Below are 14,571 nucleotides of genomic sequence, written 5' to 3'. Positions count from 1 at the left end.
TTGATCTTGCATAACTTAAGGATATTTATATGGGTAATTTATTTTGATCTTTCTGTCAAGCCGTTTTAATACTCCTGATCTTTCGGGAGTCCTAAAGCTTGAAATAAATTTCGAGTCAAATGTGTATAAATTCTATATAATTTTTATCCTACTACTAATTTAACAAGATGGATCATATAGATATTATAAAGTCAAAATTATTATTATCTGACATAGTAGGTAAAAAAGTCAGGCTAATAAAAAGAGGAGATAGTTTTGTTGGGCTCTGTCCATTTCATAACGAAAAAAACCCATCTTTTTCGGTGAGCAATACTAAGGGGTTATATTACTGTTTTGGTTGCTTAGCTAGTGGTGATGCATTTGAATTTATTTCACAAACTGAAGGATTAAGCTTTAAAGAAGCATTGGAAAAATTAGCATTGGTTACAGGTGTTGAACTGCCCAAAAATCTTAGTATTACAAAAGAGGATAATAAACTATTTTTAGCGCTTGATTTAGCTGCAAATTGGTTTGCACAAAAAAATCAAGGTGTTGTAGATTATTTAAAGCAGCGTAAGATTTTACCTAAAATCATAGATAAATTTAAGATAGGTTATGCATCAAGCTCTGGTTTGAAAGAGTATTTAAACTCTTCAGGTATTGAAGACAAAATTTTAATTGATATTGGATTAGTAAACAAAAATTTTCGTGATTATTTTTATGACCGGCTGATATTTCCTATACAGAGCATTGCAGGGAGGGTTATTGGTTTTGGCGGACGTGCGCTAAGTTCTGAGCAACAGCCGAAATATTTAAATAGCCCAGAGAGTCAGCTCTTCAAGAAGAGAGAGAATTTATACGGATTAAACTTTGCTTTAAGCGAAATACGTAAAAAACAGCACATATTTGTTGTTGAAGGATATATGGACGTGATAGCACTACATCAAGCGGAAATTAGCAATACAGTTGCTTCGCTTGGTACTGCAATTTCTGCAGAACAGATAAAAAATCTATGGAAATTTGCTAAAGAAATCTCCATCTGTATGGATGGCGATAGTGCTGGACGTCATGCTGCTACTCGAGTTGCAGAACTTGCTCTGCTAATATTAGAGCCTGGATACACGTTAAAGTTTGTGACTTTGCCGAGTAATAAAGATCCATACGATATATGTAACGAACTGGAATACAAGAAAGAAGACGTATTGACTGCTCTTGACCATTCAACAAAACTGCATTCTGAATATTTATGGCATCACATAATCGATAGCAATTTGCAAAATTATGAAAAACTTGCTCCGGAAAAATATTCAATTCTTGAGCACAAGTTCATGGAATATGTAAATACTATTAGCAACAGCAGTATTAGAAGGTATTACAGAGATTATTTTTACAATAAGGCTAGTGAATTAAGAAGTAGCTTCAAAAAACAGATTTTTAATAGTAAAACTGGAGCAACAAAAGGTGAGTATCTTCATAACAAATCTCCAGAGCTAATTGAAGCAGAGCAAAATCAGGCCGTAATTTTGCGTATAGCCGTAGAATTTCCTGAAATCTTGAACCGTCCTATATTTTTTGAGCAATTTTCTCATTTTGAATTTACTAATGAGATGAAAAGATTACAACAGCGTATAATTGATGTAATAAGTAACAAAAGCAAACTCGATAAAGAGGCTTTGTTACAAGAATTGAAACAGTTTAACGTTATAAAGTATGTATTTGAAAAAACTAGTGTACTAAATAGCCAACTGAACGAGAGAAAATCTGCAGAAATTGTGTGGAATAATATAGTGTTACTAAAAGAATTAAATGCATTACGAAAAGAAAGAACCGAAGCGAGGCTGAGCGGTAATCTTGACTTAGAAGAAAGGTTAATAGAACAAATAGAGCAAATAGAAAGTAGTATACAAGAAATGCAAATGGAGTTTATTGAAAAGTAGATATCGTCTCGTTAGTCAACAAGAAAATTACAAAATAAGACAATATTTTACATAAGATTGAAATTTTTAACTAATTAAGCCTTCCTCCAACAGCTTTGCCCTGTAGTTTTTGATATGGTTAGGATCACTTGAAAATGTATAATTTTTGTAGTTAGCTCTGCTATGCATATAAAGCTTACTATTGACTTTTATCACATTATCTCACATTATCTCACATAATATGCATGTGAGAAGAATATGAACTGGAAGAATTTTCGTCTTAGTACACGTCTCAACCTAGAAGGGCCTGTAATTGAGCAAGTGTACGAGTTAATTACTGCAGTTGATAGTGTTAAAAATAGCTGGCAGATAACGAAAAAACTACTACCACAAACAATTGAAAGATTAACTCATTCAGTTATTGTTACATCTTCTGGCGCTTCTAACCGTATTGAAGGAAATCGTCTAACCGATAAAGAAGTTGAGGATCTATATAAAAACCTACGTGTCAAAAAATTTAAAAATAGAGATGAGCAAGAAATTGCTGGCTACTTAGCAATGCTTAAACTAATATTTCATGATTATACGGATATTCCAATTAGTGAGTCATCAATATTGCACATTAACAACTAGATGCTACTTTATAGTGAAAAAGATTTGTATCATAGAGGAAAATACAAAGCAAGTTCTAATAGAGTTGAGGCAAAAGATCAGAATGGAAAAGTTGTTGGTATAATTTTTGATCCCACACCACCTTACCTTGTTAGAAAGGAAGTACAAGAGATACCGTCTCGCCAGTCAACAAGAAAATTATAAAAATTGAATCTTAAGCTGCATTGTAAAATCAAAAAGTACTTCCAACTGTGTAGCGGTATAGTTAATGTATATATTGATAAGTAAATTTCTGTTGTTTTGTATGTATAAAACTAATTTACTTATCAATATATACACTAACCAACTACATTCAATAAATTTGTATAAGATAATATTTTACATAAGATAAAATGGAAGCATTTTTTGATTTTAAAGCACTAAACCTTCAGTCAACATCCTAGCTCTGTAGTTCTTGATATGATTTGGATCAAAAGCACTTTTGGATGTCAGAATACCGAAAATGATATGGAGTAACTTACGCATTGCAGCACCAACGATGGCCATATTATGCTTACCCTTTTCCTTTAATCTTTGGCAAAAACTCATAATGATAGGATTGTGATTCTTAGCTACTATGGCAGGAAAGAACAGAGCCTTGCGTAGTGTTCGTGAACCTGATTTACTTAATCTGGGCTTGGCATGTACAGATGAACCTGACGTTATATTTTGTGATATAGTTCCTGCATATGCTGCCAATTGCCTGGCATTTATAAAATCCTTTATGTCAGGAATTTCCGCTAAAATAGCTATTGCTGATTCCTCTCCTATTCCTGGAATAGTCAGTAGAAGTTGAAAATTTTCCAACAACTCTTTGTGTTGCTTTAATAATTCACGTATGGAGTTTTTTATTGTTTCTATTTTTTGCTCTATGTTCATTGCAAGGTCTTCCCAAGCATTTGCAACTTCTTTAGGCAGTCTCTCTTTTTTTTCTAAGTGGTTATTTACTAATGTCAATTCATCTTTTAACGCAGCCGAGCAACGATAAAGATGTTTTAATTTTTTCTTTTCGGGAGAAGGTGGTGCCCAGCGAGTTGGTTCCTGCCTTTGGCAATAATCTGCAATAATTTCTGCATCGGTCTGATCATTCTTTTGTCGTACAAGCTTACTCCTCGCATAAGATTTTATGCAATAAGGATTTACAACACTAACAAAATATCCAGCATTGTGAAGAAATTCAGCCAAAGCTTCACCATAACAACCAGTAGCTTCCATACAGGCTTTTACTTCTTCTACATTATGTTTTTGTAGAAAGTCCTGCAAACCTTGAAACCCAGAATCCTCGTTTTTAAAATTCCTTTTCCTAGTTTCACGTTTTCCTTTTTTGCTTATGAATGAAAGAAAAACATCAAAGCGATCTTTTGATATGTCTATTCCTAAAAAGTTGTTGATCATATATAACCCCATACGTTACCATTAAAAATGAAAAGTAAGGCTTACCTTGTGAATACAGAATTAGAACCATTTAGGTTTTTCTACGATACCGTCCAGCCTATACTTTTGAGAAGGGAACTCTTATCTCTTGCACAGATTTTATATCTAAGCCAAATGCTAGAGTTTTTCCCTTCTCCATCTAATGCTTAAGCTTAAAACATTAAATGCTTTTTACAAGATACAAGCTGTATGCATTATAATACCTTTTGCAGTATCATAACTGGACAAATTTGCTAATCCGCTTGTTTTTTTATGGTTATTATATACAATGTAACTGGTATCTTGAATGACAAGAACCCTCTTGTGAGCTTTTGTTCTCTCAACCGTCTTATTAATATGTGTAGCTAAAATATCACTTTCTTTTACATTCTCATTTTGAAAAAAACGGTATGCTGCTTTTGCTTCTGACCAACTTCCGCATGCCTCATTAATTGAGCTTTCAGGTAAACTTATCAAACTATCAGCAATCTTTACTAATCGGTCAGTTAATCTTTTATCTCCAAGTACAGCATCTCCAAATTCATTTTTAGCCCATTCATTACTCTCGTTTGCCATTTTTATACCCTCAATATTTGCAAACTTTAATATTGTAATACTTTATTTATAAGTACATTTATATTTGTGGGTAATAGTAAGGAATGACACCGTCTTGGATGGAAACCAGTGTCAGCTACTTTCATGACACCATCATAAGGTGAAACTGGATCCCAGTGTTTGGGCACTGGGATGACAAGAAGAGAGAACTGGAATGACAGGAGAAGGGGGCTACTACCGTCATAAAGGAACCAGTGTCAGCTACTCGGATGATACCTTCTTTCTACTTAGTTTGGGTTATGCAAGAAGTCTATTCGCGGTATAGATTCCGCTAACGAGTAGCGGAATGATGGTTTTTCAAATCGTCGGTAAGCCTAAGTCAGTTTAGCTATATGCTTTTAATTCCCCCAAAAGGAGAATTAAATATGTAAAATTCTAGTTGATATAATTTAATGAATGGTTAGTTTAAATACTAATTTATTTGAGAGATTTTAATAATATTTAACCCACTCATTTTTCTATTTTCCATATCGTGATGGGCTTGAATTATTTCATCAAGTTTATATTTTTTATTGATCCGTACAGTTAAAAGTTTTTTTCTTATCATCTCGAAGATTTCCATTGTGGTAAGCACTAATGTGAATCTATCATGCTTATAATGGTATATTGAGGTTCCAGTTGCAAATAACGAACGTGAACTAAGTAAAGAAAAACTAATAGGAGCGTTACCTGATATCTGCCCATAGGAAACGTATATGCCGAACCTGCCTAAAGATTCAAAAGAGAGCTTACTTGTAGCGTAACCTATGGGGTCATACACTGCACCTACTCCTCTGTTTTGCGTAATCTCCATAATTTTAGAAACGAAGTCTTTATCATTGTAGTTTATTGCGTATGTGCAGCCACTTTGTAAAGCTATCTTCATTTTTTCATCAGAGCTTACAGAACCTATCACTACACCTTTTTTATCCTTTGCCCATTGACATATTATTTGCCCTAAGCCACCATTAGCTCCATGAACTAGCACGAAAGCACCAGGCCTGATTTTATAAGATTGATTAACTAAATAGTGAGCTGTCATACCTTTAAACAGCACTGCAGCAGCAACTTCATCGGATATGTCATCTGGAATTTTTATCAGATATTTCTGGTGTATAATGCGCTTTTCACAATATGCCCCTGGAGGAGCTGTGCAATATCCAACTCTGTCTCCAACTTTGAATCCATCACTGATTTTTTTACCAAGTTTTTCAATAACCCCAACTGCTTCCACTCCAAGCACTGATGGTAAATTTTTAATTTTGCGTGTACCTTTTCTGTGCTCTAAATCATAACGATTTAAGCCGATAGTTGTGTGACGCACTAAGACTTCCTCGCCTTTTGGCTCACCTATGCTCTTATCTACAAATTCTAATACTTCTGGTCCCCCAGTTTTTTTAATTTGTATAGCTCTAACCATGATGAATATTAAGATAAAAACTTTGATTATGTTATCTAACAATTAATATTTTGCAAAGTTATTGTTTTCACAATCAATAGACTTCTTGCGTTACCTCCTGTCATTCCAGTGTCAGCTACTTGGATGACACCCTATTGATTACTGAAATGACATGGTTTGCAAACATTCTGTTACTTAAGCTTAAAAAACGTGTATGACAGTGTTATTTCGCTCAAATCTTTTGTATTGTTATCAAGCATTATCTCAGGATCTATATAAAAAGATACGGGCATAGCTGCTTTTTGTTTTGGTAGCAACATTTGTTCTTCAAAACAAAAGCATGCAATTTTATTGAAATACTTACCTGCTTTGAAAGGCGTAACATTATACACCGCCATTCCAAATGAAGGCTGATCAGATAGATTTTTTGCGTAATAAAACGCTAAACTTTGTTCTCCTATGTTTACGTCAACGTAGTTAGTTTCTGATTTAAACTCCCAAGGTAGATCGGACATTATATCAGCATTGAAATGGACCCTGATCTTTTGGTTAGTTATATTTGTTGTTGTGTTAGTTACTTTTCTTATTGTGCCACCATACCCAGTAGCTTTACAGAAAATGCTATATAGAGGTACCGATGCATATGCAAGACATATCATCGACACAACTAAAGATACTAAAAAGAAAACTATAGAATTCTTACTGCCTTTCCTTAAAAAGGAAAACATCTAATCCCTATTGTTGAACAAGTTAAGTAACCTGAGTAGATTGAGAAATATATTAATAAAGTCAAAATAAAGATTAGTTGCACCGAGTATTGCCAATTTAGTAGTGGCAACTTCTGAGCCATCATTATATCTATAATAAACGTCTTTGATTCTCTGAGCATCGTACGCAGTCATCAAGGTAAATACTATTACTGATATGAACGATATTGCAAAGTAGAGTGGACTGCTTCCAAGAAATAAATTTACTATAGATGCGATAATTAATCCCCAGATTCCCATAATCAAGAAAGAACCCATACTTGACAGGTCTTTTTTTGTGCTATTGCCATATAAAGCCATAGAGCCAAACATGATTGATGTAATGAAAAATGCTCTTGCTATATTTTCTGCAGTATAAACTATGAAAACATAAGATAGGGAAAGCCCCATTAGAACTGAGAACAAGAAAAATATGGTAACTGTGGATTGAGCACTTAGGTGTTGAAGTCTATAGGACATATAGAACACCAATGCAACTGGAGATAGCATTATTACAAGTGACAGAACAGGGTTAGAATAGATTGCCTGAAAAAGGCCAGAAAATACTGTTAGGAACGCAACAAGTCCTGTAACACCCAAAGCTAAAGCCATATAATTATATACTTTAATTAGGTAACTTCTAAGCCCAGCGCTATAATAAACGCCTTGAGAGCGAATATCCTGTTCATTTCTCGTGTAAGACATAAATATAACTCCTTTTCATCCCTTAATAATACATTATAGTATAAAATTGCACTTTTATCAAGCATAAAATCATTTTTTTAGTGTGCAGTTATTTTTGTTTTAATGTAGATGGAGTATAGGCCTATTGCTGCTGCATTTGAAACATTTAAACTGTTAATTGCATTTGACATTGGTATTTTTAAAAGATAATCACAATTTTCTTTAACTAACCTCCGCATTCCTTTCTCTTCAGAACCAAAAATAATTACTCTTTTTTTCTCAAAGCTCTTTATTTCATCTATATTTTCTTTAGCATTGCAATCAAGCCCGTAACACCAGTAGCCGACCTTCTTCAAATACTGCATAGTTTTTACTATATTTGTAACGTATATTAGCGGAACAATATCTAAAGCTCCACTTGCTGCTTTTGCAATAGATGCATTTTCACTCGGTGAATGATTATGTGGTAAAACCAATGCGTCGACATTAAAACAAGCTGAAGTTCTTAAAATTGATCCAATATTGTGCGTGTCAGTGACTTGATCTAAAATGACTATAGTAGAGCTTTCGTTTGAGCTTTCAGCTACCTCTTCGATGCTTAAGTTATAAAGAATAGGGGCAACATTTAAAGCAATTCCTTGATGGTTAGCACCTTTAGATAAAACGTCATTAAGTATTTTGTTTTCTACTAATCGAACTTTAATGCCCTTACTATTTGCACATTGCCTAATTTCTTTTTCATGTTCTCTATAGAAATTTTCTGTTACTAACAGTTCTATACACCGCCTATTTTTATTCTTCAGTGCTGACATGCAGGTGTGCTTTCCATACAGCCAAAAATTCTCATTAGTTTTTGACGATTTCATCGTATTATTGAAAATCGGGTTTTTATAGAATAAGCAACATTTTACTATGTTTGGATATTGTTGTAAAATTATACAATTCGATTAATGCGTTTATGTCGGACGATGAGTTGGATTGGCAAAAAAATGTTAAGCCAATAGAATGTGGAAAAGTTACTTTGAAAGTTGATCATAAAGTAAATATAAAGTCTATGGTTGATAAAGGTACCTCCGACTTACAAGGGAATTTTCTTAATACCAATAATAGTAACTCATCATTTTGTCTTGACTACAACACAAAATCAAAGATTGATAGGGGTAAATATTTTATAAGCGATAAGCTCGATTTGCACGGCTATAATATAGAGGATGCTTACTGTAAATTGATAGATTTTATTATCAAAAATTATCGAGCAGGAAATAGATGTTTATTGGTAATTACGGGATACGGCAGTGCAACAAATAAAACAGACACTATAAAGAGTAACTTAAATAAATGGTTAAATGACACTAAAATCCAGCATATGGTTCTATACTACCAACAAGCTACGAAAAAACATGGTGGTAAAGGGGCTTTTTATGTTTTATTAAGAAGGAATAAAAACCTTGAGTCCTGATACTTAAAATTCCTTTTAAGCCTTAATTTTTCTTGTATAACCATACAGTGTTCGGCAGCGCGTGACGCACAACTGTGCGAACATTGTGATTTGGGTCTACCAGGAAGGATGTCTCCCAGTACCTCTTTTCCCGTCATCCCGCTACGTGTTAGCGGGATCTCATTTCACTTTATGAGGGTGTCATCCGAATAGCTTGACTACTTGGATCCAGATTGGATACTGAGTTGGTGAGTATAAAAGTATAGCTTCTACGTCATACCGCCGCGGTATCTCAGCCGCTAACAAGTAGCGGGGTGACGAGTTACTATACCGCTGCGAACCGTCATACCGCGATTTATTCCATAGCTGTACGAACATTCATTTTTGAAGGTAAACTGCACAGCAAATGGTGTCATTCCAGTGCTTGACACTGGAATCCAGCCGGCTTTGTTGCATCGCTAGCTATGATGGATTAAAGATAAAAAAGGTGGAGAATATCAGTAGCTTATTATTCTGGTATTTATAACAAGAACGGTCAGTGAATACCTAAATTTGAGTAAAAGAAATTTCACTACCACTCACTAATCCGGCTAAAATTCAAGAATTTCAATGCTTTAGCTATTTTCAATAGAATTAAATTTATTAATATAAATAACAAGTTACTATTCTTAAATTTGATCAGATTGATTGCAAAAAAAACAAGATTTTCAATAAGTTGCTTATAATCCTAATTATAGTTAGCCTTTCATAAGTAGCGATGCAACAAAGCCATTCCAGCGTCACGCGCTGCCATGTGGTATACAAATTTCCTTCGAATTACAACGTACGTGCGCTCTATATGCACTTGATTGACAAATGCTCTCTTATCAAAATCTCAAGAATCTGCACTATATTTAATGCTGCGCCTTTGCGCAGGTTGTCAGCCACTATCCACATATTTAATCCGTGCTCAACAGTATTGTCTCTTCTAATACGCGATACATATACAGCATTCTCCTGTACAACATCAATTTGAGTTATGTATTCACTATCTTCACGCCTGTTGTACACTAAAACTCCACTATCTTCGGCTTCACTTAGCACTTCACGAGCTTGTTCTTCAGTGATATGTTGATCAAATTCCACATTTACTGCCATAGCGTGACCGATAAAGACGGGTACCCTTACACAAGTTGCAGTAACTTTTATATCTTCCTCTAAAATTTTTTTTGTCTCCTCTTGCATTTTCCATTCCTCTTCTGTAGAACCATTTTCCATGAATTCTCCTACATGGGGAATGCAATTGAATGCTATTTGCTTAGAGAATATCTTGGGTTTTTTAGCTTCGTTCATAAAGATTTTTTTTGTCTGGTCATAGAGCTCATCCATTGCTGCTTTGCCTGCACCAGAAGTTGATTGATAAGTTGAAGCAACGATTCTCTTTATTTTTGCTTTTTGGTGTAATAGATGTAGTACTAGCAGCATCTGTATTGTAGTACAGTTTGGATTGGATATTATGTTGTGGTTTTTATATTCCATAATTTTTTCTTTATTAATCTCTGGAATAATGAGTGGCACACCCTCTTTCATTCTAAAATGGGAACTGTTATCTATCACGATGCATCCAGCCTGTGTTGCAATTGGTACATACTCTTCAGAAACATGAGATCCAGCACAGAAAATGGCTACATTAGTTCCAACGAAGTCATAATCCTCAAGGCATAAAACTGTTAACTCTTTGTCACCAAAGCTCACCTTCTTCCCTTCTGATTTTTTCGATGCAAGTGCAATAACGCAATCTATCGCCTCATCTTGAAATTCAGCAAGCGTGCTTAATACCTCACGCCCTACTCTTCCGGTTGCTCCAATAACAGCAATTTTGTATCCCATATAGATGAACCTCTAATTTTAAAGCTCTATTATATTTTTACTGACAAAATTTACAATTGTTTTAATATTTTTACCTTGCAATTAATTGTAATTTAGCTATTATTATGCAATATTAGTAATATTACATAATGAAATGAAAGATGAGTAAGGAATACGATGAAACTAAGGTTAAACCTGCAATGTCTACACCTCAAGGGCCTGAAGGAGCCAATGGATCAAAGGCCCAAAGTGTTCTTTCGAATAAAAGAAAGCCTACAATAAATTTTGATGATAAAAAGTATGGTGTAAAAACCTCTAAAATAGACCAACAGTCTCTAAACAAAAGACAAGAATCTTCAAAGCTAAGAGATCTCTTAAGGTCAATACCAATAATAAGGAGATTTTTAGCAAGGATTTTCACACCTGAAAAAATAGAAATCGTCAGTAACCCTATATATGACAACATGGAAGCATATAAAAAATCGCAGGAAGATTACCCTAGTAAGATAAAAGATGAAACTAGTATAGATGATGAACACACAAAAGAAGTAGATAGTAAACTTGAGAAGGGTAATGTTGAACAAGTGGACAACAAGAAAAGTCGTGATTCATAAATATCAATCATTTAAAAATTATCTCTAGCTACAACATTGTATCTGTTCAGATGCATGGCTCATGTACAAATATTGAAACAAAAATTCCAGTGTTCCCTTTCTTGTCATTCCAGTGCGTGACACTGGGATCCAGATTGGGCACTAAGTTGGTAAACACGAAAGCGCTTTACAACGTTTTTGATTGAACTGCGCGAAAGAACTGGATGCCAGTGTCACGCACTGGCATGACACCCATTTCTTCCTATAGTTGTCTTTTCTCGTCTACCTTATTTTGCCACTCTGCTGAACAGATACATAACATTTGCTATACAGAAACTCTGCGATACCAAAATAAATAAAGAGGTACGCCACTTGCAGTGAATAAGCTTGCGATCAGCAAGGTATTCACAGAAGTTTCAAATATTACCCAGCAGCAAAAGGTTGTTGCTATACTGCCAATTAAAAATTTGTAACAACTCTTTTCTTGCACAATAACTTTGAGAAAAGCAAGACTGCATGCAAGGTAAACAAATAAAAATGAAACTACAGAAAAGTCGATAATTGATGTGATCTGCTTAGCAAAATTGTTGCTTGAAGTGAGGATTAGTAAAGTTGCAGTTCCAACTGAGCTAGTTGTTATGCCCCAGAAAGGAGAACCGTGCTTGTTTTTTTGAGCAAAAAACTGTGGCATCAGTTTATCTTTTGCAAGGCCAAGGGCCACTTGTCCACTAGCTAGTACCCAAGCGTTTAAAGTACCAACACAAAAAATGAACGCAGTTATAGAAATAATCAAGTGCCAAGTGCCAGAGGCCATAATTTTTATTGCGTCAACATATGGTGCTCTTGAACTTGCTAAATCATTGCCATTTATTAATCCCATAATTGCAAGATTGTTGATAAAATACACAACAGCAACAGAGATTGTTCCAAGTACCACAGCTCTTGGTATTATTCTAGCTGGATTATCAACTGACCCTGCAGGTGCTGTTGCCAATTCAACTCCAATAAAACCCCATAGAGTAATAAGTGTAGAACGGGCAAGAATCTGCGATGTTGTAAGATTTGATATTTCTTCACTTATGATGAAGTTATTTCTATCAAAAAAAAACAATGCTGCTATAGGTATTACAAGCAATACAGAAATTTTTATCACCGTCAATAAAAACTCAACACGTCCAGCAGTAGCTACTCCTCTAAAATTTATTAGTGTAATAATTGTAAGTAATAACATCTCTAAAAACAGATGTACGTTTTGAATATCTTCATGGAAAAATGGTGTAAGATAACCAACACCCACAACTATTACGGCTGTTGTGCTAACCCATGAGATCACCCAATACGTCCAACCAACAAAAAAAGCTGCAGCAGGGCCAAAAGCATGCTTTACATAGACGTGAGGGCCACCCGTTTCCGGAAATTTTGCGCAGAGTGAGGCAAAAACTAAAGCAAGAGATATAGCACCAAGCCCTGATATTATCCAGCTTATAAGGCTATACATGCCATATGGAGCAAGGCTAATTGGAAGCATAAAAATTCCAGAGCCAATTTGGCTACTAATCACTAAGGCAAAAATAGCCCAAAAACCTATTTTATTTGACACAATAGTTTCTAATTTCTATCTGAATAGATTAACAATATAACTGAAGCTCGGAAATTTCAATCGATCTTTATAAAAAATTGCATTTTTCTCAATTTATTTCTAAAATAGATTATATTAACAAGTTATTAAGAGGAGGTTATGGATCCGAGGTTAAAAGCATTTTTGATTGCACTTTTGTTTCTCGTGTATTATTTAAATCTTCTTGTTAACTATATCCTTGGCCTGATTCTAGTTCGTCCCTTTGAAAGATTATACAAAAACTTAATTGTTGATGGTCTTTATGCCTATTTATCTACAAGCACTTCTAGCCCTGCACTAGCATTTTTGGCTACAGGTTTTATTGTTATTGCTGCGTTTATTTGCCTGAATAAAATGCTTCTTCCCTTGCAAGAGAAGATCACAAACAACTATACCTCCTTTAAAAACGACAATATTGATAGCAATAGCATGTTGTTTGAGGTTTATAAAGATCCAACAATAAAATTAAAGGACAAAATCTTATTCTTCAGTATACACTTGATATATTACCTACAGCTTCCATTTTTGTACATTGCATCAAAGGTATCAGCTCTACGTGGGTTTCTTATATTTAATTTTGGTTTATTATTGTTAAATTATGCACTGCTAATTCCAGTAGCACTTCTTGAGTTAATAAAATATCCATCAGTAAAACTCTTTTCACCTTTGGGTTTGAATGTAAAGCAGCTAAGCTTTTTGTTTAATGTAAGTAATGTGGGTACTAGTAGTCAGAGCGTTCATACTAGAAGTTTTCAGCAAAGCGTTATTGAATGTGCCAAAAAATTAAAGGAAGAACATGGTACGCCGTTAAATGAGTTGGATGAAGAGTTTAAAAGTTATATAAGCGGTTTAACAAGTCAGCAAAAACGAATGATAGAACCTTATCTAAGATTGGATGGTTATGAAACTGGGAAGTGGGTAAATTGGGTAGATTCACAAACCGGATTGACATTGACACAGGCTATAAATTTAGTTTTAATTGCGGCAAGAGAGCAAAATGCAGACGTAGAACTATTGAAATCTATATTACTGGTTCGCTTTGAAGAAAGTAACCGCCAATGTGCTCCTGGAATGCTTCTCCGTATTATTTATGCATTAAGTGGCCTTGAAGCAGAAAACAACTTTGCAGCTCAACTGGAGCCTCAGCTAATGGGGAAGTTGGCTGGTAATGCTACTAAAAGATTTCTTGAGAAATATGTGGATAAGCACTACCATAAAATAAAAGTTTTGAAAGAAAATTTTGATAATTTGTATTCACCAAGTTCTGGGGTGGATTTGAGCAACATGAGTGATGAAGTAAAGGACGGCATTTCTTATACAAGAGATGCTATAAAAGAATTCGTGTTTAAGGAATTATATGTAAAGTTTTATAACGACTATGGGGAGCATATTCAGAGAGGGCAGATAAAACAAAGGTTAAGGGAGTTAATAACGGATGAAGTCGTAGACGCGGTAATATATTCTAAAATAGATGAAATAGAAATCCCTGCAGAACCACCTACTTATCTTGAAAGAGTAAAAGCATTTTTTGGAGGTCATGCAAGGTCTTCTGCTGCTTAGTGGTTTAGTTCGTGCTATATAGCTAAACTGACTTAGATTTACTGACAATTTTAAAACAACAAATTCGTCATTCCGCTACTAGTTAGCGGAATCTATACCGCGAATGAATCCATAGCTGTACGAACATTGTGA

Annotated in this window: 13 protein-coding genes and 1 pseudogene; 6 read left to right on the top strand and 8 right to left on the bottom strand. The window is 34.6% G+C overall.

Annotation, left to right across the window (positions count from 1 at the left end; translation table 11 throughout):
- The first annotated feature begins 167 nt into the window (after nt 1-167).
- The 3 genes from dnaG (at nt 168) to OPR17_RS00435 (ending at nt 2,711) form a co-directional block, all read left to right on the top strand.
- The gene (gene dnaG / locus OPR17_RS00445) at nt 168-1,916 is read left to right on the top strand and encodes a DNA primase (RefSeq protein ID WP_265021719.1); all 1,749 of its coding nucleotides are present in this window, start codon (nt 168-170) and stop codon (nt 1,914-1,916) included.
- Nucleotides 1,917-2,153: 237 nt separating this feature from the next.
- Entirely contained in the window at nt 2,154-2,528 is a 375-nt protein-coding gene (locus OPR17_RS00440) for a Fic family protein (RefSeq protein ID WP_265021718.1), read from the top strand.
- Complete coding sequence (locus OPR17_RS00435) at nt 2,529-2,711, top strand: hypothetical protein (RefSeq protein ID WP_265021717.1); 183 nt, start codon at nt 2,529-2,531, stop codon at nt 2,709-2,711.
- 207 nt (nt 2,712-2,918) lie between these two features.
- Here OPR17_RS00435 and OPR17_RS00430 read toward each other — a convergent pair whose 3' ends face one another.
- From OPR17_RS00430 to rlmB, 6 genes and pseudogenes are all read right to left on the bottom strand, one after another.
- The gene (locus OPR17_RS00430) at nt 2,919-3,941 is read right to left on the bottom strand and encodes an IS110 family RNA-guided transposase (protein ID WP_265021361.1); all 1,023 of its coding nucleotides are present in this window, start codon (nt 3,939-3,941) and stop codon (nt 2,919-2,921) included.
- Nucleotides 3,942-4,163: 222 nt separating this feature from the next.
- Nucleotides 4,164-4,535: pseudogene (locus tag OPR17_RS00425) on the bottom strand (IS4/Tn5 family transposase DNA-binding protein); the annotation flags it as partial.
- Nucleotides 4,536-4,986: 451 nt separating this feature from the next.
- Nucleotides 4,987-5,973, bottom strand: a complete 987-nt coding sequence (locus tag OPR17_RS00420; RefSeq protein ID WP_265021716.1) for a quinone oxidoreductase family protein — start codon at nt 5,971-5,973, stop codon at nt 4,987-4,989.
- Between the two features lie 170 nt (nt 5,974-6,143).
- Nucleotides 6,144-6,680 (bottom strand): cytochrome c oxidase assembly protein, encoded by a 537-nt coding sequence (locus OPR17_RS00415; RefSeq protein WP_006279376.1) that lies wholly within the window; start codon nt 6,678-6,680, stop codon nt 6,144-6,146.
- Entirely contained in the window at nt 6,681-7,403 is a 723-nt protein-coding gene (locus OPR17_RS00410) for a Bax inhibitor-1/YccA family protein (RefSeq protein ID WP_265021715.1), read from the bottom strand.
- Between the two features lie 77 nt (nt 7,404-7,480).
- On the bottom strand, nt 7,481-8,248 hold the full coding sequence (gene rlmB, locus OPR17_RS00405) for a 23S rRNA (guanosine(2251)-2'-O)-methyltransferase RlmB (protein ID WP_265021714.1): 768 nt from the start codon (nt 8,246-8,248) through the stop codon (nt 7,481-7,483).
- A gap of 92 nt (nt 8,249-8,340) precedes the next feature.
- Here rlmB and OPR17_RS00400 point away from each other — a divergent pair, with 92 nt between their 5' ends.
- Nucleotides 8,341-8,841 (top strand): Smr/MutS family protein, encoded by a 501-nt coding sequence (locus OPR17_RS00400; RefSeq protein WP_236514444.1) that lies wholly within the window; start codon nt 8,341-8,343, stop codon nt 8,839-8,841.
- An 813-nt stretch (nt 8,842-9,654) separates the two neighbouring features.
- On the opposite strand, the gene OPR17_RS00395 is transcribed toward OPR17_RS00400, so the two are convergent.
- Nucleotides 9,655-10,689 (bottom strand): aspartate-semialdehyde dehydrogenase, encoded by a 1,035-nt coding sequence (locus OPR17_RS00395; protein WP_012673309.1) that lies wholly within the window; start codon nt 10,687-10,689, stop codon nt 9,655-9,657.
- Nucleotides 10,690-10,829: 140 nt separating this feature from the next.
- Between OPR17_RS00395 and OPR17_RS00390 the strand changes: the two genes are divergently transcribed.
- Nucleotides 10,830-11,282, top strand: coding sequence for a hypothetical protein (locus OPR17_RS00390; RefSeq protein WP_265021713.1), 453 nt, complete (start codon nt 10,830-10,832; stop codon nt 11,280-11,282).
- Nucleotides 11,283-11,586: 304 nt separating this feature from the next.
- Here OPR17_RS00390 and OPR17_RS00385 read toward each other — a convergent pair whose 3' ends face one another.
- On the bottom strand, nt 11,587-12,861 hold the full coding sequence (locus tag OPR17_RS00385) for an APC family permease (RefSeq protein WP_265021712.1): 1,275 nt from the start codon (nt 12,859-12,861) through the stop codon (nt 11,587-11,589).
- Nucleotides 12,862-12,999: 138 nt separating this feature from the next.
- On the opposite strand from OPR17_RS00385, the gene OPR17_RS00380 reads away from it, so the two are divergent.
- The gene (locus OPR17_RS00380; protein ID WP_265021711.1) at nt 13,000-14,439 is read left to right on the top strand and encodes a hypothetical protein; all 1,440 of its coding nucleotides are present in this window, start codon (nt 13,000-13,002) and stop codon (nt 14,437-14,439) included.
- Nucleotides 14,440-14,571 lie beyond the last annotated feature (132 nt).

Origin of the sequence: Wolbachia endosymbiont (group A) of Icerya purchasi (genome assembly GCF_947251635.1) — a bacterium.
GTDB lineage: Bacteria > Pseudomonadota > Alphaproteobacteria > Rickettsiales > Anaplasmataceae > Wolbachia > Wolbachia pipientis.
This window is presented reverse-complemented; position numbering and strand designations above follow the sequence as displayed.

Coding starts and splice junctions, on each gene's coding strand:
- dnaG (WP_265021719.1), top strand. CDS start 168: ATGGATCATATAGATATTATAAAGTCAAAATTATTATTATCTGACATA.
- OPR17_RS00440 (WP_265021718.1), top strand. CDS start 2,154: ATGAACTGGAAGAATTTTCGTCTTAGTACACGTCTCAACCTAGAAGGG.
- OPR17_RS00435 (WP_265021717.1), top strand. CDS start 2,529: ATGCTACTTTATAGTGAAAAAGATTTGTATCATAGAGGAAAATACAAA.
- OPR17_RS00430 (WP_265021361.1), bottom strand. CDS start 3,941: ATGATCAACAACTTTTTAGGAATAGACATATCAAAAGATCGCTTTGAT.
- OPR17_RS00420 (WP_265021716.1), bottom strand. CDS start 5,973: ATGGTTAGAGCTATACAAATTAAAAAAACTGGGGGACCAGAAGTATTA.
- OPR17_RS00415 (WP_006279376.1), bottom strand. CDS start 6,680: ATGTTTTCCTTTTTAAGGAAAGGCAGTAAGAATTCTATAGTTTTCTTT.
- OPR17_RS00410 (WP_265021715.1), bottom strand. CDS start 7,403: ATGTCTTACACGAGAAATGAACAGGATATTCGCTCTCAAGGCGTTTAT.
- rlmB (WP_265021714.1), bottom strand. CDS start 8,248: ATGAAATCGTCAAAAACTAATGAGAATTTTTGGCTGTATGGAAAGCAC.
- OPR17_RS00400 (WP_236514444.1), top strand. CDS start 8,341: ATGTCGGACGATGAGTTGGATTGGCAAAAAAATGTTAAGCCAATAGAA.
- OPR17_RS00395 (WP_012673309.1), bottom strand. CDS start 10,689: ATGGGATACAAAATTGCTGTTATTGGAGCAACCGGAAGAGTAGGGCGT.
- OPR17_RS00390 (WP_265021713.1), top strand. CDS start 10,830: ATGAGTAAGGAATACGATGAAACTAAGGTTAAACCTGCAATGTCTACA.
- OPR17_RS00380 (WP_265021711.1), top strand. CDS start 13,000: ATGGATCCGAGGTTAAAAGCATTTTTGATTGCACTTTTGTTTCTCGTG.